Raw genomic sequence first — 20079 nt, 5'->3', positions numbered from 1 at the left:
GGAAGCAATTATGGCCTTATTACAAATTAGTGAGCCTGGCTTAAGTGCCGCACCGCACCAGCGTCGTCTGGCGGTGGGTATTGATCTCGGCACCACCAATTCCCTCGTGGCAACCGTGCGCAGCGGCCAGGCGGAAACGCTGGCCGACGAGCAGGGCCGCCATCTGCTGCCTTCCGTGGTCCACTACCAGCAGCAGGGTCACGCGGTCGGCTATGACGCCCGCGCCAACGCCGCGCGCGATCCGGCCAACACTATCAGCTCCGTAAAGCGCATGATGGGCCGCTCGCTGACCGATATTCAGACCCGCTATCCGCATCTGCCGTATCAGCTGCAGGCCAGTGAAAACGGCCTGCCGATGATCGCGACCGCGGCCGGTCTGCTGAACCCGATTCGTGTTTCCTCCGACATCCTCAAAGCGCTGGCGGCACGCGCGACGGCGACGCTCGGCGGCGATCTGGACGGTGTAGTCATTACCGTTCCGGCCTATTTTGACGATGCACAGCGTCAGGGCACCAAAGACGCGGCGCGTCTGGCGGGCCTGCACGTACTGCGCCTGCTGAACGAACCGACGGCGGCGGCGATTGCCTACGGCCTCGACTCCGGTCAGGAAGGGGTCATTGCGGTTTATGATCTCGGTGGCGGCACCTTTGATATCTCGATCCTGCGCTTAAGCCGCGGGGTGTTTGAAGTGCTGGCGACGGGCGGGGATTCCGCGCTGGGCGGCGATGACTTCGACCATCTGCTGGCGGACTACATCCGCGAGCAGGCGGGCATCAGCGATCGCAGCGATGCGCGCGTGCAGCGTGAACTGCTGGATGCGGCTATCGACGCCAAAATCGCCCTGAGCGATGCGCAGACGGTTACCGTAAACGGTGCGGGCTGGCAGGGTGACATTACCCGCGACCAGTTCGACGACCTGATTGCCCCGCTGGTAAAACGCACCCTGATGGCCTGTCGTCGCGCGCTGAAAGATGCGGGCGTTGAGGCCAGCGAGGTGCTGGAAGTGGTCATGGTGGGCGGTTCGACCCGCGTGCCGCTGGTGCGCGAGCGCGTGGGCGAATTCTTTGGCCGCACGCCGCTGACCTCCATCGACCCGGACAAAGTGGTTGCCGTGGGCGCCGCAATCCAGGCCGATATTCTGGTCGGCAACAAGCCGGACAGCGAAATGCTGCTGCTGGACGTCATCCCGCTGTCCCTTGGTTTAGAAACCATGGGCGGTCTGGTGGAGAAAGTGATCCCGCGTAACACCACCATTCCGGTGGCGCGTGCGCAGGAGTTCACCACCTTCAAAGACGGCCAGACCGCAATGTCCATCCACGTGATGCAGGGCGAGCGCGAGCTGGTGCAGGACTGCCGCTCTCTGGCGCGCTTTGCGCTGCGCGGCATTCCGGCGCTACCGGCGGGCGGGGCGCATATTCGCGTCACCTTCCAGGTAGATGCGGACGGCCTGCTGAGCGTCACGGCGATGGAAAAATCGACCGGCGTGGAATCGTCCATTCAGGTGAAGCCGTCCTACGGCCTGACCGATGGCGAAATCGCCTCCATGATTCAGGACTCAATGAGCTACGCCGAGCAGGATGTGAAGGCGCGTATGCTGGCTGAACAAAAAGTTGAAGCCGCCCGCGTGCTGGAGAGCCTGAACGGCGCGCTCGCTGCCGATGCCGCGCTGTTAAGCGCCGCTGAGCGCCAGGTGATTGACGACGCTGCCGCGCGCTTAAGCGCTGTCGCAGTTGGCGATGACGCTGACGCAATAGAAGAAGCCATTAAAAACGTTGATAAACAAACCCAGGACTTCGCTGCTCGCCGCATGGACAAATCTGTCCGCGTCGCGCTGAAAGGCCAGTCCGTGGACGAGGTTTAATATGCCAAAGATTGTTATTTTGCCTCATGCGGACCTCTGTCCGGATGGCGCTGTTCTGGAAGCGAAGACCGGTGAAACCATTCTCGATGTAGCCCTGCGTGCAGGTATCGAAGTGGAACACGCCTGTGAAAAATCCTGTGCCTGCACCACCTGCCACTGCATCGTGCGTGAAGGTTTTGACTCTCTCGCCGAGAGCACCGAAGACGAAGACGACATGCTGGATAAAGCATGGGGTCTGGAGCCAGACAGCCGACTGAGCTGCCAGGCCGCGGTGACCGATGAAGATCTGGTCGTGGAATTCCCACGCTACACCATCAACCACGCACGCGAGCATTAATATGGGACTAAAGTGGACAGACAGCCGTGAAATCGGCGAAGCGCTCTACGACGCGAACCCGGATCTCGATCCGAAGACCGTACGATTCACCGACATGCATCAGTGGATCTGCGATTTAGAGGATTTCGACGACGATCCAAACGCATCCAATGAAAAAATTCTGGAGGCGATTCTGTTAGTCTGGTTAGATGAAGCAGAATAAATAACAAAACGGGCTGCCTTCAGGCGGCCCGTTTGCTAGTTGCTAATAAGGATAAATAAAATGACCGAAGCGATGAAGATTACGCTCTCTACGCAGCCAGCCGATGCGCGCTGGGGCGAGAAAGCCAGCTACAGCATCAACAACGACGGTATTACCCTGCACCTGACGGGCAAAGATGATCTGGGCCTGATCCAGCGCGCCGCGCGTAAAATTGACGGCCTGGGTATTAAGCATGTGTCCCTGGAAGGTGAAGGCTGGGATACCGACCGCAGCTGGGCATTCTGGGCGGGCTACAAAGGCCCGAAAGGCACCCGCAAAATTGAGTGGGCGAACCTCGACGAAGCCGGTCAGAAAGAGCTGGAAAGCCGCCTGCAAATTATCGACTGGGTGCGCGACACCATTAACGCTCCGGCGGAAGAGCTCGGTCCGGAGCAACTGGCGCAGCGCGCGGTTGACCTGCTTTGCGGCGTGGCGGGCGACAAGATGTCCTACCGCATCACCAAAGGTGAAGACCTGCGCGAGCAGAACTACATGGGTATCCACACCGTGGGCCGAGGTTCTGAGCGACCTCCGGTCCTGCTGGCGCTGGATTACAACCCAACCGGCGATAAAGAAGCGCCGGTCTTTGCCTGCCTGGTCGGGAAAGGCATCACTTTTGATACCGGCGGCTACAGCCTGAAGCAGAGCGCGTTCATGGATTCCATGAAGTCCGACATGGGCGGCGCGGCAACCATCACCGGCGCGCTGGCGTTCGCCATCACCCGCGGTCTGAACAAGCGCGTGAAGCTCTACCTGTGCTGCGCGGACAACATGGTCAGCGGCAACGCCTTCAAGCTGGGCGACATCATTCGCTACCGCAACGGCAAAAACGTTGAGGTGATGAACACCGACGCGGAAGGCCGTCTGGTGCTGGCCGATGGCCTGATCGACGCCTCTGCCCAGAAGCCAGAGCTGATTATCGATATGGCAACCCTGACCGGCGCGGCGAAAACCGCCCTGGGTAATGACTACCATGCGCTGTTCAGCTTCGATGACAAGCTGGCCGCTCGCCTGCTGGCAAGCGCCGCTGCGGAAAACGAACCGTTCTGGCGTCTGCCGCTGGCCGAGTTCCACCGCAGCCAACTGCCGTCCAACTTTGCCGAGCTGAACAACACCGCGAGCGCTGCATACCCGGCGGGGGCAAGCACCGCCGCAGGCTTCCTGTCTCACTTCGTTGAGAATTATCATGAAGGCTGGCTGCACATCGACTGCTCCGCAACCTACCGTAAAGCGGCGGTTGAGCAGTGGTCCGCGGGCGCGACCGGTCTGGGCGTGCGTACCGTGGCGAACCTGCTGACGGCTGAGTAATCGTTATTGCCCTCACCCTAACCCTCTCCCACAGGGAGAGGGGATGGTTTGCTCCCTCTCCCTGTGGGAGAGGGCCGGGGTGAGGGGAAATGCATCATCTGGAATTGTTATGTCCGAAACCAAAAACGAATTAGAAACCCTGCTGGAGCAGGCGGCGACCGAGCCCGCACACCGTCCGGCATTTTTCCGCACGCTGCTGGAGTCCACCGTCTGGGTGCCGGGCACCGCGGCGGAAGGCGAGCAGGTTGTCGAAGACAGCGCGCTGGATCTGCTGCACTGGGAAAAAGACGACGGCTCTTCGGTGATCCCGTTCTTCACCTCGCTGGAAGCCCTGCAGGAAGCGGTAGAAGATGAACAGGCGTTCGTGGTAATGCCGGTGCGTACCCTGTTTGAAATGACGCTGGGCCAGACGCTGTTCCTCAACGCGAAGCTGCCAACCGGGAAAGAATTCACCCCGCGTGAAATCAGCCACCTGATTGGCGAAGAGGGTAACCCTCTCAGTACCCAGGAGGTGCTGGAAGGGGGGGAAACGCTGCTGCTGTCTGAGGTGGCCGAGCCGCCTGCGCAGATGATAGATTCCCTGACCACGCTCTTCAAAACCCTGAAACCAGTAAGACGCGCGTTCCTCTGCTCTATCAAAGAGAGCGCTGACGAAAAGCCTGTTTTGCTGATTGGGATTGAGGCCGACGGCGATATCGACGACATCATTCAGGCGGCGGGAAGCGTGGCCACCGACACGCTGCCGGGTGACGAGCCGATCGATATCTGTCAGGTGACGAAAGGTGAGAAGGGCATCAGCCACTTTATCACCGAGCACATCACCCCGTTCTACGAGCGTCGCTGGGGAGGCTTCCTGCGCGATCTAAAAACAAACCGCATTATCTGATTACGGCGGGGTGAGTGTCACCCCGTTGCTTCCAGCAGCAGTAAATCCATCAGCAGCACCAGATTCGACTCAAACGACGTCACTCCTGCGGCTTCGGCGGCGAAGTGTACCGCTTCGTCATAGAGGGCAAAGTGCACGTCCGCCATCCCCGCCAGCGTATTGGCCGAGGCGCGGGTAAACGCGACGATGGTCATGCCGACGTTTTTGGCAATCCGCGCTTTGTCCAGCACCTGCTCCGTTTCGCCGCTGCGCGAGACGGCAATAAACACCTGATAGCGCGCGGCGTTGCTGAGAAATATATTACGGCTGTCCCCCGGCCCGGAGATGAACGCCGTTTTGCCCAGTACCTGTAATTTCTTGGTCAGGTACTCGGCAAAGAGATAGGAAAAACCGGCGCCGTAGAGAAAGAAGCTCTCTTTCTGGCGCAGGAGGTCGGCAAACTGCTGGCGCTTCTCCTGCGTGACCCACTGGAAGGTGTGTTGATAGTTGGCGATAAACTGATTAAACAGCGCCGGGAGTTCAGGAAGGGATTGCGCCTCGGCTGCTATATGCGGCGTGTCGGAGAGCAGTTGCTTGCAGTGCCAGATAAATTCGCTAAAGCCGCTGAACCCCAGCTTCTGACACAGCCGCATAATGGTGGCGGTCGAAACAAACGTCGCCTGCGCCAGCTCGCGCACCGTGATATTGCCTACCAGCAGCGGATGCTCCGTGAGGTGGGCGAGGACGCGATACTCCGCGCGGGTCAATGACGCTCCGCGCGTTAACAGCGTGGCCAGGCGGTTATCCATTATTTCGCGGGTTCGACAGGCAGATCTTCCCGCGCACCCCATTCGCTCCAGGCGCCGTCGTAGAGCGTGACGTCGCTTACGCCGAGCGTGGCAAGCGCCAGAATCACTACGCAGGCCGTTACGCCGGAGCCGCAGCTGGCAATAATCGGACGATGTAAATCCACGCCAGCACGGTCAAAAATGGCGCGCAGCTCGTCGGTGTTTTTCAGCTCGCCTTCAAACACCAGGTCGCCCCACGGCACGTTCAGCGCGCCCGGAATATGTCCACGCTTCAGCCCCGGACGCGGCTCGTCCGCTTCGGCATTAAAGCGAGGCGCAGGTCGGGCATCGACGATTTGCGCCGTTTTTTCATGGCTCGCGACCAGGACGTCGGTCAGGCGTTTCACCACGTTAGCGTCGAACGTCGCGTCGAATTCCCCTTCCGGCAGCGTTACGTCGCCCTGCTGGAGCGGCAGCTCGTCGCGCTTCCAGCCCGCCAGCCCGCCCGCCAGAATCGAGACTTTTTCCACGCCAGACTGTTTCAGCATCCACCACGCGCGCGGCGCGGAGAAGAGATTACCTTCATCGTAAACAACAAGATGTTTGTCTTTGCTGACGCCCAGCTCGCGCATCGCCACGGAAAACGCTTCCGGGCGCGGCAGCATGTGCGGCAGGGGAGAGGTGTGATCGGAGAGAGCTTCGATATCAAAAAATACCGCGCCAGGCAGATGCCCTTCGCGGTATTCACCTGGAACGTCACGATGTTCCTGGCCCGGAGGGGCCATACGCGCGTCAATAATCTGGACTTCCGGATCGTCGCCGTGCTCAATCAGCCAGTCGGCGGCGACAAAATATGAGGTGGACATGGGTTGCCTCCATTCTTTTCCGTAAAAAAGGATTGTCGGTGTTTTTTCTGACACCGACAAGCAAACCTCGTTCAACTCGCGAGCAAGCCCCTATTTTTTCACCGGTTCGCCGTCCTGCCAGGCTTTTTGCAGCGCAGGCCAGTAGTCGCGGTTGGCCTCGATCATCTCATCCAGAATCGCTTTCGCATGTTCCATGGTCGGCACGGTGCGGTTGAGGGTGAACGCCTGCAGGGCTTTCTCATAGCTGCCCTCGATGGTCGCCTCCACCAGAAGCTGTTCCGAGGCGAGCTGCTGTTGCAGCAGAGTCTGATGAAACAGCGGCACCTGCCCCACGCGCACAGGCTCCGGCCCTTCGGAGGTGATATAGGCGGGCACCTCCACCACCGCATCGTACGGCAGATTGGTTATCGCCCCGCGATTTTCCACCATCACCAGATGTCGTTGGCGCAGGTTAAAGGCCAGCGAGCAGGCGACATCGACGATAAACTCGCCGTGAACGCCCACGTGGAAGGCATCTGATAAAATCCCGGTGCGCTTGTACTCTTCAGCAGCAGCAAAAAGTTTTTTCTCACGCCCGTTCATCACTTCGTTAGCACGGGTATAGTCCGGGTTCTGATGCTCCACAATCTGGTTCGGCATCAGGTAGTACTGCAGGTACGGGTTCGGCAGGTACTCCGGGAAGTTATCCATAATCGGCTTGATGTTGCGCCAGGTTTTAACCCACGACGGATCGGAGTGCTGCGGATCGGTTTTGGCCGCATCTTCCGTCAGCAGGCCAAACTTCGCGATATGCTTACGCAGCGCCGGCAGCTTGTCCTCGCCGTCCACCAGCACGCGGGTAAACCAACCGAAGTGGTTCAGGCCGAAGTAGTCCACTTCCAGCTTGCGGCGGTCGACACCCAGAATCGCTCCCATATTGCGCATGGCAGCCACCGGCATATCGCAGATGTTCAACACCCGCGCGTTAGGGCGCAGGCGGCGCACACCTTCCGCGACGATCGCCGCCGGGTTGGAGTAGTTCACGATCCAGGCCTTCTCATGCGCGTAGCGATCCACCAGATCGATAAGCTCGACCATCGGCAGGATCGTGCGCAGTCCGTAGGCCAGCCCGCCGGGGCCGCAGGTCTCCTGGCCGACCACGCCGTGACGCAGCGGGATCTTCTCATCCTGCTCGCGCATTTTATACTGGCCGACGCGCATCTGGGCGAAGACGAAATGCGCGCCGCTGAAGGCCACTTCCGGGTCACTGGTGACGGTAAATTTGATGCTCTGGCTGTGGTCGCGAATGACCTTTTCGACGACGGGCGCAATGGTGTTCTGACGCGTCTCGTCGATGTCATAGAGGCGAATTTCGGCCAGCGGGAAATCCTGCAGGCGCACCATCAGGCTTTTTACAATACCCGGCGTGTAGGTGCTGCCGCCGCCGGCAATCGACAGAATAAATGGGGGTGTAAACATCTTTAGCTCCTTTCAGAGAAACGTCTCAACGGCTTCTCGCATTTTTTTGACATGCAGCCCGTAGACCACCTGAACGTTGTTACCTTGTTTGATAACCCCTTTCGCGCCGGTCGCCTTCAGGCGAGGCTCGTCGATGATGGCGACGTCCTTCACCGTGACGCGTAAGCGGGTGTAGCAGTTATCCACAACCTCAATATTTTCCCGGCCGCCCAGGCCCACCACGATGGACTCGCCCAGTCCGTCGTTGTTGCCTTTCGCCTGGTACTCCTGCTTGCTGTAAAGGCGTGTCTCCTGATCTTCATCCTCACGGCCCGGCGTTTTCATGTTGAAGCGCAGGATCAGGAAGCGGAACACCACGAAGTAGAGGGCAAACACGATCAGCCCGACCACGATGTACATCGGCCAGTTGGACTTCTCCGTGCCGAGCGGCAGGTTGTAGAGGATGAAGTCGATAATCCCGTTGGCGCCGATGGCGTGAACGCCCAGCAGCGAGAACAGCATCATGCCGATGCCGGTCAGCACCGCATGCACCACGAACAGCAGCGGGGCGACGAACAGAAAGGAGAACTCAATCGGCTCGGTCACGCCGACCAGCAGTGAGGTCAGCGCCGCCGGGATCAGAATCGCTTTCGCAATGGCTTTACGCTCGGGCTTCGCGGTCATGTACATTGCCAGCGCGGCGGCGGGCAGCCCGAACATCTTGCTGATGCCGCGCGCGTCCCACACTACCGTGCTGCTGAGCTGCTTCACGTCCGGGCAGGCCATCTCGGCGAAGTAGATATTGCGCGCGCCCTGATAGGTTGCGCCGCACACCTCCTGCGTACCGCCCAGTTCGGTATAGAGGAACGGCGTATAAACCAGATGATGCAGGCCTGTCGGCACAAGAATGCGCTCAAGGAAACCGTAAATGGCTACGCCGAGCGGGCCGGAGCCTTTAATAGCCAGCGCCAGCGCGCTAATGCCGTGCTGAGCGTACGGCCAGAGTTCGCTCATTACCACGCCGAGCAGCATAGAGACGGGCAACATGACAATCGCCACAAAGCAGTGTCCGGAGTAAATCGCCATCGCGCCGTTAAACTGTACGCCGGAGTATTTGTTATACAGATAACCGGATAGCGCCCCGGTCAGGATCCCGGCGAACACGCCCATCTCCAGCACCTGCACGCCCAGCACCATGCTTTGACCCGCGGCTTTCATCTGCTCAGCAGGGGCCAACTCGCCCTGTAGCTGCAGCGTGACGTTCATGGCATTGATAAACACCACGAAGGTCACCAGCCCAATCAGCGCCGCGTAGCCTTTATCGCGCGTCGCCAGACCAATCGGGATCCCGACGGCAAACACCAGCGCCAGGTTGACCAGCACCGACACGGCAGACTTTGCGATCAGCTGGCCAATATTCTGAATAAGGGGATGCCCGAGAAAAGGCAGGTATTCTGCAAGGTTACCGTTACCCAGCACGTTACCAAAGGCGATAAACAGACCGACGATCGGTAAGATAAGTACCGGTCCGTACAATGATTTTCCGAAATTTTGTAGGGCGTTCACGGCTCGTTTCATAGCTTTCTCTCTTTTTGAACCGCGCACTCGGGGTGCGTCATGGTCATAAAGCTAGCAGTCTTCAGGCGAGCTTATCCAGCTATCTTCTTGTTTTAAAAACAAATGACGTGAAAGGTAACATGTGACGTTATGTGCTGTGATCGCGGTTTCATCCCGGTGTAACGGGGGAATGCCATTCTGCGAGGCGCTTTCCAGATTCTAAAATTGGACTTTTTGTATTAACGAAACTTGCGGATAATACTTATTCGGACGACGACCAACAGGCCCCCTCTCAGGCCAGGGACAAAGGATGAAACCGTTTCGCTTAGCCGCGATCTCTCTCGCGCTGCTCACCACGTTTACACTTGTCGGCTGTGATAACAGCGATGATAAGCCTCAGGCTGCTGCGCCAGCAGCGTCTACTGCATCAACACCGAAAGCCGCAGAAAAGCCCGATGCTGAAACGCTGGCTAAAATGGCCGCCCAGAGTCAGGGAAAAGCGCTGACCCTGCTTGATGCCTCGGAAGTTCAGCTCGACGGTGCCGCCACGCTGGTGCTGACCTTCTCTGTACCGCTGGATCCGAATCAGGATTTCGCCAAAACGGTGCATGTCGTGGATAAGAAAAGCGGCAAGGTTGACGGGGCGTGGGAACTTGCGCCTGGCCTGAAAGAGCTTCGCCTGCGTCATCTGGAGCCTAACCGAAACCTGGTCATCACCGTGGATCGTGGCCTGGTGGCGCTGAACAAAGCGACCTTCGGCATTGATTATGAAAAAGCCCTGACCACCCGGGATGTAGAACCGACGGTCGGTTTTGCCAGCCGCGGCTCGCTGCTGCCGGGCAAGGTAGTGGAAGGTCTGCCGGTGATGGCGCTTAACGTCAACAATGTGGACGTTAATTTCTACCGGGTGAAGCCGGAATCGCTGGCCTCCTTTGTCAGCCAGTGGGAATACCGTAACTCGCTGACCAACTGGGAATCCGACAATCTGCTGAAGATGGCGGAGCTGGTCTATACCGGTCGCTTTGACCTCAATCCGGCGCGCAACACGCGCGAAAAACTGCTCCTGCCGCTTAAAGATATCAAGCCGCTTCAGCAGTCCGGCGTCTATATTGCCGTTATGAACCAGGCCGGGCATTACAGCTACAGCAATGCCGCAACGCTCTTTACCCTGAGCGATATCGGTTTGTCCGCTCACCGCTACCATAACCGGCTGGACATTTTCACCCAGAGTCTGGAAAACGGTGCGGCGCAGTCCGGTGTCACCGTCACGCTGTTAAATGATAAAGGGCAGACGCTTGCCGAGGCGAGCAGCGACGCCGACGGTCATGCGAAGCTTGAAACCGATAAAGAAGCCGCGCTTATTCTGGCCAGCAAAGACGGCCAGACCACGCTGCTTGACCTCAAGCTTCCGGCGCTGGATCTGGCGGAGTTCGATATTGCCGGTAACCCGGGTTACAGCAAGCAATTCTTTATGTTTGGCCCGCGCGATCTCTATCGTCCGGGTGAAACGGTGATCCTCAACGGCTTACTGCGCGACAGCGACGGAAAACCGCTTCCCGACCAGCCCGTGAAGCTTGACGTGCTGCGCCCGGACGGCCAGGTGGCACGTACTATCGTTGTTCAGCCTGAGAACGGCCTTTACCGCTTTAATTACCCGCTGGATAGCGGCGCGCAGACCGGTATGTGGCATATTCGTGCCAACACGGGCGATAACCTGCAGCGCATGTGGGACTTCCACGTCGAAGATTTTATGCCTGAGCGTATGGCGCTGAACCTGACGGGACAAAAAGCACCGGTTTCCCCGCTGGATAACGTGGACTTTAACGTCGTGGGCTATTACCTGTATGGCGCACCGGCCAACGGCAACTCGCTGCAGGGCCAGCTTTTCCTGCGTCCGCTGCGCGAGGCGGTTGCTGCGCTGCCGGGCTTCCAGTTCGGTGATATTGCTGAGGAAAACCTGAGCCGCAGCCTGGATGAAGTACAGCTTACGCTGGATGAACAGGGGCGCGGGCAGGTGACCACCGAAAGCCAGTGGAAAGAGGTACACTCGCCGCTGCAGCTGATTCTGCAGGCCAGCCTGCTGGAGTCGGGCGGACGTCCGGTAACGCGTCGCGCTGAGCAGGCCATATGGCCGGCGGCGGAGTTGCCGGGGATCCGCCCGCAGTTCGCCAGTAAAGCGGTTTACGACTACCGTACCGATACCACCGTCAACCAGCCGATTGTCGATGAAAACGGCAACGCCAGCTTTGATATTGTTTATGCCGATGCCAGCGGCGCGAAAAAAGCGGTTTCCGGCTTGCAGGTTCGCCTAATCCGCGAGCGCCGTGACTACTTCTGGAACTGGTCTGAGAGCGAAGGCTGGCAGTCTCAGTTTGATCAGAAAGACCTGGTCGAAGGCGAGCAGGCGCTTAGCCTTAAGGCCGATGAAACCGGAAAAGTCACCTTCCCGGTGGAGTGGGGCTCATACCGTCTGGAAGTGAAAGCGCCTGATGAAATGGTCAGCAGCGTGCGCTTCTGGGCGGGCTACAGCTGGCAGGATAACAGCGACGGCACGGGAGCAGCACGCCCTGACCGCGTGACGCTGAAACTGGATAAACCGGCCTATCAGCCAGGCGATACCATCCAGCTGCACATTGCAGCGCCGGCCGCAGGCAAGGGCTATGCCATGATTGAGTCCAGCGAAGGGCCGCTGTGGTGGAAAGAGATCGACGTACCGGCAAACGGTCTGGATCTCTCCATTCCGGTGGATAAGGCCTGGAAACGGCACGATCTCTACCTCAGCGCGCTGGTGGTGCGTCCTGGCGATAAATCCAAATCCGCTACGCCGAAGCGCGCGGTCGGTCTGCTGCATCTGCCGATGGGCGACGAAAATCGTCGCCTGAACATAGCGCTTGATAACCCGCAGAAAATGCGTCCAAACCAGACGCTCTCCGTGAAGGTGAAGGCCAGCGTGAAAGAGGGGGCAGTTCCGCAGAAAGTGAACGTGCTGGTCTCGGCGGTGGACAGCGGCGTGCTGAACATTACAGATTACGTCACGCCGGATCCGTGGCAGGCTTTCTTTGGCCAGAAACGCTACGGCGCGGATATCTACGATATCTACGGCCAGGTCATTGAAGGGCAGGGCCGTATGGCCGCGCTGCGTTTCGGTGGTGACGGCGATGAACTCAAGCGCGGCGGTAAACCGCCTGTGAACCACGTCACTATTATTGCCCAGCAGGCTCAGCCAGTTACGCTGGATGCCAACGGGGAAGGCACTATCACGCTGCCGATTGGTGATTTCAACGGCGAGCTGCGTCTGATGGCACAGGCCTGGACGGAAGATGACTTCGGCAGCAGCGAAAGCAAGGTTGTGGTGGCCGCGCCGGTTATTACCGAGCTTAATACGCCGCGCTTCCTGGCTAGTGGAGATACCTCACGGCTGACGCTGGATCTCACCAACCTGACCGACAAACCGCAAACGCTGAAGGTTGCCCTGAGCGCGACAGGCAAGCTGTCACTGGAAGGCGCACAGCCGCAGCCGGTTCAGTTGCCTCCGGGCGCGCGCAGCACCCTGTTTATTCCGGTGCGTGCACTGGAGGGGTATGGCGACGGTGAGGTGACGGCACAGGTTACCGGTCTGGAGCTTCCTGGCGAAACCTTTGCCCCGCAGCAGAAGAGCTGGAAAATCGGCATTCGTCCCGCGTTTCCGGCGCAGACGGTCAATACCGGTGCCATGCTGAACCCTGGCGAATCCTGGACCGCGCCGGCACAGCATAGTAACGGTTTCTCTCCTGCCACTCTGCAGGGGCAACTGCTGCTGAGTGGTAGACCACCGCTCAACCTGGCGCGCTACATCCGCGAACTGCAGGCGTATCCGTATGGCTGCCTGGAACAAACCACCAGCGGCCTGTTCCCGTCTCTCTATACCAACGCGGCGCAGCTTACCGCGCTTGGCATCAAAGGAGATACCGATGACAAGCGCCGTGCTGCCATTGATGTCGGGATCTCCCGTCTGCTGCAGATGCAGCGTGATGATGGCGGTTTTGCCTTGTGGGATAAAAACGGCCCGGAAGAGTACTGGCTGACCGCCTATGTGACTGACTTCCTGGTGCGCGCGGGTGAGCAGGGCTATAGCGTACCTGCCGATGCGGTGAACAATGCCAACAACCGTCTGCTGCGCTACCTGCAGGATCCGGGCATGATGTCCATTCGCTACAGCGATGATACTCAGGCCAGCAAATTTGCCGTGCAGGCTTATGCCTCGCTGGTGCTGGCACGTCAGCAAAAAGCGCCGCTCGGTGCGCTGCGTGAAATCTGGGAGCGTCACGCTCAGGCCGCCTCCGGGCTGCCGCTGATGCAGCTAGGTATGGCGCTTAAACTGATGGGCGATGCGCCGCGCAGCCAGCAGGCTCTGGATCTGGCACTTAAAACGCCGCGCAACGACAGTAAAAACTGGATGGCCGATTACGGCAGTCAGTTGCGCGATAATGCCCTGATGCTCTCCCTGCTGGAAGAGTACAAGCTGCTGCCGGATGCGCAAAATACGCTGCTGAATGCGTTGTCTGAACAGGCTTTCAGCCAGCGCTGGCTGTCTACTCAGGAAAGCAACGCGCTGTTCTTGGCCGGACGTTCGCTGCAAACCTTGTCAGGTGCCTGGCAGGCGAAAACCTCCCTGTCTGATACCGCATCAGGCGGGGATAAGGCGCAGGTACAAAACGTGAGCGGCGACCAGCTCGGTGCGCTGCAGGTAACCAATACCGGCACGGCACCGCTGTGGGTACGTCTGGACAGCACCGGCTATCCGGAATATGCCCCTCAGCCAAGCGCTAACGTGCTGCAGGTTGAACGTCATATCCTGGCAACCGATGGCAGCAGCAAATCGCTCTCTTCGCTGAAGAGCGGTGAGCTGGTGCTGGTCTGGCTTGAAGTGAAAGCCAGCCAAAACGTGCCGGATGCGCTGGTAGTGGATCTCCTCCTGGCAGGTCTGGAGCTGGAAAACCAGAATCTGGCGAGCAGCAGCGCCAGCCTGCAGGATAGCGGTAGCGAAGTGCAGAACCTGCTCAGCCAGATGCAGCAGGCGGATATTCAGCATATGGAGTTCCGCGATGACCGCTTTGTGGCTGCCGTGCCGGTAAACGAAGGTCAACCGGTCACACTGGTCTATCTGGCACGCGCCGTGACGCCGGGAACCTACCAGGTACCGGTGCCGATGGTGGAGTCTATGTACGTTCCGCAGTGGCGGGCAACGGGTGCGGCCAGCGGCCCGCTGATTGTTGTTCCGTAACATGCCGGGAGCACGTCTGACACGCTCCCGCTGGCTCTGGCTGGCGGGAGCGCTTCTCGTTTTATGGGGGCTGATTATCGCCGCCGACCGCCTGTGGCCGTTGCCTCTGAAAGAGGTTAACCCTGCACGAGTCGTGGTGGACGAGAAGGGCGCGCCGCTCTGGCGTTTTGCCGATAGCGACGGTATCTGGCGCTATCCGGTTACCATTGAAGACGTTTCTCCGCGCTACCTTGAGGCTCTGATCCAGTACGAAGATCGCTGGTTCTGGGATCATCCAGGCGTAAACCCGCTCTCTGTCCTGCGCGCCGCCTGGCAGGATCTCACCTCCGGAAGAGTGGTTTCGGGAGGAAGCACGCTTACCATGCAGGTTGCGCGCCTGCTGGATCCGCATCCGCGCACCTTTGGCGGCAAAATTCGCCAGCTATGGCGGGCGATGCAGCTGGAGTGGCATCTCTCTAAACGTGACATTCTTACGCTCTATCTCAACCGCGCCCCGTTTGGCGGCACGCTGCAGGGCGTGGGGGCGGCGAGCTGGACCTATCTTGGGAAACCCCCTTCGCAGCTGAGCTACTCCGACGCGGCGTTGCTGGCGGTTCTGCCGCAGGCGCCAAGCCGCCTGCGCCCGGACCGCTGGCCGGAGCGGGCCGAAGAGGCACGCAACAAAGTGCTCGACCGCATGATGACCCAGGGCGTCTGGTCAGCAAAGCAGGTGAAAGAGTCCCGTGAAGAGCCGGTATGGCTGGCTCCCCGGCAGATGCCGCAGCTGGCGCCGCTCTTTGCACGCATGATGCTTGGCAAAAGTCGCGACACAAAGATTGTCACCACGCTGGATGCCGGACTGCAACGGCAGCTGGAAGAGCTGGCGATGAACTGGAAATCCCGCCTGCCGGCACGCAGCTCGCTGGCGATGATCGTAGTCGATCATACCGACATGAAGGTTCGCGGCTGGGTTGGCTCGGTAGATATCACCGACGACACGCGTTTTAGCCACGTGGATATGGTTAACGCGATCCGATCTCCGGGATCGGTATTAAAGCCCTTTATCTACGGTATGGCGCTGGACGATGGCCTGATCCATCCCGCCTCGCTGCTTCAGGACGTGCCCAGAAAAACCGGCGATTATCGCCCGGGAAATTTTGACAGCGGGTTTCACGGGCCGGTCAGCATGAGTGAAGCGCTGGTGCGTTCGCTCAACCTGCCAGCCGTACAGGTGCTGGAAGCCTACGGGCCAAAACGCTTTGCCGGGATGCTGAGCAATGCCGGGCTGCCGCTGATCCTGCCTGCCGGAGCGCAGCCGAATCTGTCGCTGATCCTGGGCGGCGCAGGCGCGAGGCTGGCGGATATCGCCGCCGCGTACAGCGCCTTTGCAAGGCATGGCAAGGCGGGGCGGCTGCGCTTACAGCCGGGCGACCCGCTGACTGAACGCCCGCTGTTATCGCCGGGCTCGGCGTGGATTATTCGCCGTATTCTGGCGAACGAGGCGCAGCCGCTGCCGGACAGCGCGCTGCCGCAAATCGCGCCGCTGGCGTGGAAAACGGGCACCAGCTACGGCTACCGTGATGCCTGGGCCATCGGTCTGAATGCCCGTTACGTAATAGGTATCTGGACAGGACGACCGGACGGCACGCCCGTAGCGGGGCAGTTTGGTTTTGCCAGCGCGGTTCCGCTATTAAACCAGGTGAATAACCTGCTTCAGTCACGCTCGACCATAGACGAGGCCCGCCTGCCGCGCGATCCGCGCCCGGAAAGCGTCGGGCGGGGCGTGATCTGTTGGCCTGGCGGTCAGTCGCTGCCGGGAGGGAGTGAAAACTGTCGACGTCGTCTGTCGACCTGGCTGCTGGAAGGGAGTGAACCCCCTACGCTGCTATTGCCCGAACAGGAAGGCATTCGCGGCATTCGTTTTCCGGTCTGGGTGGATAAAACGGGCAAGCGTGTGGCGGCAGATTGCCCTGATGCAACGGAAAAAGTCCTCGATGTCTGGCCGCTGCCGCTGGAGCCGTGGCTGCCTGCGACCGAGCGTCGTGCGGTACGGGTCCCGACTTCATCAACAATCTGTCCTCCGCTCTCGCAGGATGCACTTGCGCCACTCATCCTGACCGGCGTGCGCGAAGGGGCCGTTATAAAACGTCTGCCGGGGGAGTCCCGCGTTTCGCTGCCGCTTCAGGCGACCGGCAACAGCGGCGAGCGCTGGTGGTTTTTGAACGGTGAACCGCTGAGTGTGAAAGGACGGGTTTACACATTACAGCTTGATAAACCGGGCGATTATCAGTTACTCGTTATGGATGAGACCGGGCAGGTTGCGACGGTGAATTTTACGCTGCAGTGACCTTAAAACAGCGTTCAGATGTGAGCTGTTGCTAAAACTCGTCTTATTTTAAAAAAATGTTACCTGAATCCATAGGCAATGGCGCTATTGCTCATTATAATCCGCGCCACACCATACTCCGGTATGCAAAACAACAGAACATTGACAGAGGTTATCATGGCTATTGAACGTACTTTTTCCATCATCAAACCAAACGCGGTGGCAAAAAACGTTATTGGCAGCATCTTCGCTCGCTTTGAATCAGCAGGGTTTAAGATCGTTGGCACCAAAATGCTGCACCTGACCGTTGAGCAGGCTCGTGGTTTCTACGCTGAGCACGAAGGTCGTCCATTCTTTGATGGCCTGGTTGAGTTCATGACCTCCGGTCCAATCGTGGTATCCGTGCTGGAAGGCGAAAACGCAGTACAGCGTCACCGCGATCTGCTGGGTGCAACCAACCCGGACAACGCGCTGGCGGGTACCCTGCGCGCTGACTACGCGGACAGCTTCACCGAGAACGGCACCCACGGTTCCGATTCTGTTGAATCTGCTGCGCGCGAAATCGCGTTCTTCTTCGCTGAAGGCGAAGTGTGTCCACGTACCCGTTAATTTAACGGTTTCGTTTACACATTATTTTCGTAAATGCCACGTCCAGACGTGGCATCCCTGCGCCAGACTTTGTACAATGCAACGCCCCGGACGAGCAGACCGCTTTCCGGGGCGTTTCTATTCAACCCTCCATGGGCCACAACGTGTAACAACGAGGCCGGAAAAAATTATGTCTGAACTAGTGAATACCTCCGAAGTCGCCATTCCTGCGGTTCCCAATAAAAATGGAAAAATTAACCTGCTGGACCTGAACCGTCAGCAGATGCGCGAGTTCTTTAAAGATATGGGTGAGAAGCCGTTTCGTGCCGATCAGGTCATGAAGTGGATGTACCACTACTGCAGCGACAACTTTGATGAGATGACTGACATCAACAAAGTGCTGCGCAACAAGCTCAAAGAAGTGGCTGAAATCCGCGCACCGGAAGTGGTGGAAGAGCAGCGCTCGGCGGACGGCACCATCAAATGGGCGATTGCGGTAGGCGATCAGCGCGTTGAAACCGTCTACATCCCGGAAGAAGATCGCGCCACGCTGTGCGTCTCTTCTCAGGTGGGTTGTGCGCTGGAGTGCAAATTCTGCTCTACCGCTCAGCAAGGGTTTAACCGTAACCTGCGCGTGTCTGAAATCATCGGTCAGGTCTGGCGTGCCGCGAAGATCGTTGGCGCAGCGAAAGTGACCGGCACGCGTCCGATCACCAACGTGGTGATGATGGGGATGGGTGAACCGCTGCTGAACCTGACCAACGTGGTGCCGGCGATGGAGATCATGCTGGATGACTTCGGTTTTGGCCTGTCCAAGCGTCGCGTGACGCTGTCTACCTCAGGCGTTGTGCCTGCGCTGGACAAGCTCGGTGACATGATTGACGTTGCGCTGGCTATCTCCCTGCACGCGCCAAACGATGAAATCCGTGACGAAATTGTACCGATTAACAAAAAGTACAATATCGAAACCTTCCTCGCTGCCGTGCGTCGCTACCTGGAGAAATCCAACGCAAACCAGGGCCGCGTTACCATCGAGTACGTGATGCTTGACCACGTCAACGACGGTACCGAACACGCGCATCAGTTGGCTGAGCTGCTGAAAGATACGCCATGCAAAATCAACCTGATTCCGTGGAACCCGTTCCCGGGCGCACCGTATGGCCGTAGCTCGAACAGCCGTATCGACCGTTTCTCCAAGGTGCTGATGGAGTATGGTTTCACCACCATCGTCCGTAAAACCCGTGGTGATGATATTGATGCTGCGTGCGGACAGCTGGCAGGCGACGTCATTGACCGTACCAAACGTACCCTGCGTAAACGCATGCAGGGCGAGACGATTGCGGTCAAAGCTGTTTGATTATTATGCACTCACGGCGCATTATCTGCGCCGTGATGCTTAATCTTATTGAATAATCAGTCAGATTCGTGATGACTGATCAATAATTACGGTGCGTTTCATCCGACTTTCGGGCAGTATGTAACGACGTAACAACAGTTTAGCCGTTCGGGCAGGGCTGTACTGTCATCTCCGGGCTGACAGTCTTATACTGTCTGTTCAAGGTTAACTGACCTGAAGTTTCGCGGTGCGGGTGGCATTGTGACTCACCGGCACCTGAACCCTTTTTTTCACGTACCAGTAGTTGTAGCGAATGAATACTGAAGCCACTCACGACCAACATGAAGCACTCTCCACTGGCGTTCGTCTTCGCAACGCCCGTGAACAACTCGGACTCAGCCAGCAAGCCGTTGCAGAACGCTTGTGCCTGAAGGTTTCCACGGTTCGCGATATTGAAGAAGATAAGGCGCCTGCCGATCTGGCTTCAACATTTCTGCGCGGTTATATCCGCTCTTACGCAAAGCTGGTGCACATCCCCGAAAACGAATTACTGCCAATGATGGAGAAGCAGGCACCGGTTCGTGCAGCAAAAGTTGCCCCGATGCAAAGTTTCTCCCTGGGGAAACGCCGTAAAAAACGTGATGGCTGGCTGATGAGCTTTACCTGGCTGGTGCTGTTTGTGGTTGTCGGTCTGACCGGCGCGTGGTGGTGGCAGAACCACAAGGCACAGCAGGAAGAGATCTCCACCATGGCCGATCAATCCTCCGCCGAACTCAATCAGGCGAGCAACGGTGGCGCCCAGAGCGTCCCGCTGAACACCGAGGGTGCAGCGACCTCAAGCGAGCCGCAAACAACGGCTCCGGCGACCGATGCAGCACAGGCTCCGGCCGCTACGGCTAACACCGCTACGCCGCAGGCCCAGGATCAAAACGCGGTCGTCGCGCCTTCTCAGGCAAATGTCGATACTGCGATGAACGCCCCGGCAGCGACTCAGCCTGCGGACAATACCGCGGCGTCCCTGCCGACCGACCCGGCGGCAAAAGCCGCGCCAGCCGCCGATCCAAACGCGCTGGTGATGAACTTCACGGCTGACTGCTGGCTGGAAGTGACAGACGCGACAGGTAAAAAGCTCTTCAGCGGCCTGCAGCGTAAAGATGGCAATTTAAATCTGGTCGGTCAGGCTCCTTATAAGCTTAAAATTGGCGCTCCGGCGGCGGTACAGATCCAGTATCAAGGAAAACCTGTCGACCTGAGCCGCTTTATCAGAACTAACCAGGTTGCACGTCTTACCGTTAATGCCGAACAATCAGCAGCACAGTAACAGACG

Annotated in this window: 14 protein-coding genes; 10 read left to right on the top strand and 4 right to left on the bottom strand. The window is 58.6% G+C overall.

The window, feature by feature from the left end; all coding sequences use genetic code 11:
- Window positions 1-10: 10 nt before the first annotated feature.
- The 5 genes from hscA to sseB all read left to right on the top strand — a co-directional run bounded on the left by hscA (window position 11) and on the right by sseB (window position 4633).
- On the top strand, window positions 11-1861 hold the full coding sequence (gene hscA / locus AC4ICF_RS17230; RefSeq protein ID WP_316380670.1) for a Fe-S protein assembly chaperone HscA: 1851 nt from the start codon (window positions 11-13) through the stop codon (window positions 1859-1861).
- Between the two features lies 1 nt (window position 1862).
- The gene (gene fdx / locus AC4ICF_RS17225; protein WP_003860652.1) at window positions 1863-2198 is read left to right on the top strand and encodes an ISC system 2Fe-2S type ferredoxin; all 336 of its coding nucleotides are present in this window, start codon (window positions 1863-1865) and stop codon (window positions 2196-2198) included.
- Window position 2199: 1 nt separating this feature from the next.
- On the top strand, window positions 2200-2400 hold the full coding sequence (gene iscX / locus AC4ICF_RS17220) for a Fe-S cluster assembly protein IscX (RefSeq protein ID WP_003860650.1): 201 nt from the start codon (window positions 2200-2202) through the stop codon (window positions 2398-2400).
- Window positions 2401-2460: 60 nt separating this feature from the next.
- Window positions 2461-3747 (top strand): aminopeptidase PepB, encoded by a 1287-nt coding sequence (pepB, locus tag AC4ICF_RS17215; RefSeq protein WP_116343277.1) that lies wholly within the window; start codon window positions 2461-2463, stop codon window positions 3745-3747.
- 109 nt (window positions 3748-3856) lie between these two features.
- Window positions 3857-4633, top strand: coding sequence for an enhanced serine sensitivity protein SseB (gene sseB / locus AC4ICF_RS17210; RefSeq protein ID WP_116343275.1), 777 nt, complete (start codon window positions 3857-3859; stop codon window positions 4631-4633).
- A gap of 17 nt (window positions 4634-4650) precedes the next feature.
- On the opposite strand, the gene AC4ICF_RS17205 is transcribed toward sseB, so the two are convergent.
- The 4 genes from AC4ICF_RS17205 to AC4ICF_RS17190 all read right to left on the bottom strand — a co-directional run bounded on the left by AC4ICF_RS17205 (window position 4651) and on the right by AC4ICF_RS17190 (window position 9281).
- Window positions 4651-5421 (bottom strand): MurR/RpiR family transcriptional regulator, encoded by a 771-nt coding sequence (locus AC4ICF_RS17205; RefSeq protein ID WP_116343273.1) that lies wholly within the window; start codon window positions 5419-5421, stop codon window positions 4651-4653.
- Window positions 5421-6266, bottom strand: coding sequence for a 3-mercaptopyruvate sulfurtransferase (gene sseA / locus AC4ICF_RS17200; RefSeq protein ID WP_316380668.1), 846 nt, complete (start codon window positions 6264-6266; stop codon window positions 5421-5423). Before sseA ends, AC4ICF_RS17205 begins: the two co-directional genes overlap by 1 nt.
- A 90-nt stretch (window positions 6267-6356) precedes the next feature.
- Entirely contained in the window at window positions 6357-7724 is a 1368-nt protein-coding gene (locus tag AC4ICF_RS17195; protein ID WP_316380667.1) for a 6-phospho-alpha-glucosidase, read from the bottom strand.
- A 12-nt stretch (window positions 7725-7736) separates the two neighbouring features.
- Window positions 7737-9281 carry a PTS transporter subunit EIIC gene (locus tag AC4ICF_RS17190; protein ID WP_163330584.1) on the bottom strand — a complete coding sequence of 515 codons (1545 nt, stop codon included), beginning with the start codon at window positions 9279-9281 and terminating at the stop codon, window positions 7737-7739.
- A 289-nt stretch (window positions 9282-9570) separates the two neighbouring features.
- Between AC4ICF_RS17190 and AC4ICF_RS17185 the strand changes: the two genes are divergently transcribed.
- From AC4ICF_RS17185 to rodZ, 5 genes are all read left to right on the top strand, one after another.
- Entirely contained in the window at window positions 9571-14523 is a 4953-nt protein-coding gene (locus AC4ICF_RS17185) for an alpha-2-macroglobulin family protein (protein WP_491466112.1), read from the top strand.
- Window position 14524: 1 nt separating this feature from the next.
- A complete protein-coding gene (gene pbpC, locus AC4ICF_RS17180; protein ID WP_316380665.1) occupies window positions 14525-16849 on the top strand; it encodes a peptidoglycan glycosyltransferase PbpC in 2325 nt (774 codons plus the stop codon).
- Between the two features lie 156 nt (window positions 16850-17005).
- Window positions 17006-17437, top strand: coding sequence for a nucleoside-diphosphate kinase (gene ndk / locus AC4ICF_RS17175; RefSeq protein ID WP_003860625.1), 432 nt, complete (start codon window positions 17006-17008; stop codon window positions 17435-17437).
- A gap of 169 nt (window positions 17438-17606) precedes the next feature.
- Window positions 17607-18773: a dual-specificity RNA methyltransferase RlmN gene (rlmN, locus tag AC4ICF_RS17170; RefSeq protein ID WP_014884812.1), complete on the top strand. Its 1167-nt coding sequence runs from the start codon at window positions 17607-17609 to the stop codon at window positions 18771-18773.
- Between the two features lie 292 nt (window positions 18774-19065).
- Entirely contained in the window at window positions 19066-20073 is a 1008-nt protein-coding gene (rodZ, locus tag AC4ICF_RS17165) for a cytoskeleton protein RodZ (RefSeq protein WP_316380664.1), read from the top strand.
- Window positions 20074-20079: the final 6 nt, after the last annotated feature.

The organism is Enterobacter sp. ECC_219_Taxon_10 (assembly GCF_058354905.1).
This window is presented reverse-complemented; position numbering and strand designations above follow the sequence as displayed.

Excerpts from the sequence above, each read along its gene's own strand:
- hscA (WP_316380670.1), top strand. The coding sequence starts at position 11 with ATGGCCTTATTACAAATTAGTGAGCCTGGCTTAAGTGCCGCACCGCAC.
- fdx (WP_003860652.1), top strand. The coding sequence starts at position 1,863 with ATGCCAAAGATTGTTATTTTGCCTCATGCGGACCTCTGTCCGGATGGC.
- iscX (WP_003860650.1), top strand. The coding sequence starts at position 2,200 with ATGGGACTAAAGTGGACAGACAGCCGTGAAATCGGCGAAGCGCTCTAC.
- pepB (WP_116343277.1), top strand. The coding sequence starts at position 2,461 with ATGACCGAAGCGATGAAGATTACGCTCTCTACGCAGCCAGCCGATGCG.
- sseB (WP_116343275.1), top strand. The coding sequence starts at position 3,857 with ATGTCCGAAACCAAAAACGAATTAGAAACCCTGCTGGAGCAGGCGGCG.
- AC4ICF_RS17205 (WP_116343273.1), bottom strand. The coding sequence starts at position 5,421 with ATGGATAACCGCCTGGCCACGCTGTTAACGCGCGGAGCGTCATTGACC.
- sseA (WP_316380668.1), bottom strand. The coding sequence starts at position 6,266 with ATGTCCACCTCATATTTTGTCGCCGCCGACTGGCTGATTGAGCACGGC.
- AC4ICF_RS17195 (WP_316380667.1), bottom strand. The coding sequence starts at position 7,724 with ATGTTTACACCCCCATTTATTCTGTCGATTGCCGGCGGCGGCAGCACC.
- AC4ICF_RS17190 (WP_163330584.1), bottom strand. The coding sequence starts at position 9,281 with ATGAAACGAGCCGTGAACGCCCTACAAAATTTCGGAAAATCATTGTAC.
- AC4ICF_RS17185 (WP_491466112.1), top strand. The coding sequence starts at position 9,571 with ATGAAACCGTTTCGCTTAGCCGCGATCTCTCTCGCGCTGCTCACCACG.
- pbpC (WP_316380665.1), top strand. The coding sequence starts at position 14,525 with ATGCCGGGAGCACGTCTGACACGCTCCCGCTGGCTCTGGCTGGCGGGA.
- ndk (WP_003860625.1), top strand. The coding sequence starts at position 17,006 with ATGGCTATTGAACGTACTTTTTCCATCATCAAACCAAACGCGGTGGCA.
- rlmN (WP_014884812.1), top strand. The coding sequence starts at position 17,607 with ATGTCTGAACTAGTGAATACCTCCGAAGTCGCCATTCCTGCGGTTCCC.
- rodZ (WP_316380664.1), top strand. The coding sequence starts at position 19,066 with ATGAATACTGAAGCCACTCACGACCAACATGAAGCACTCTCCACTGGC.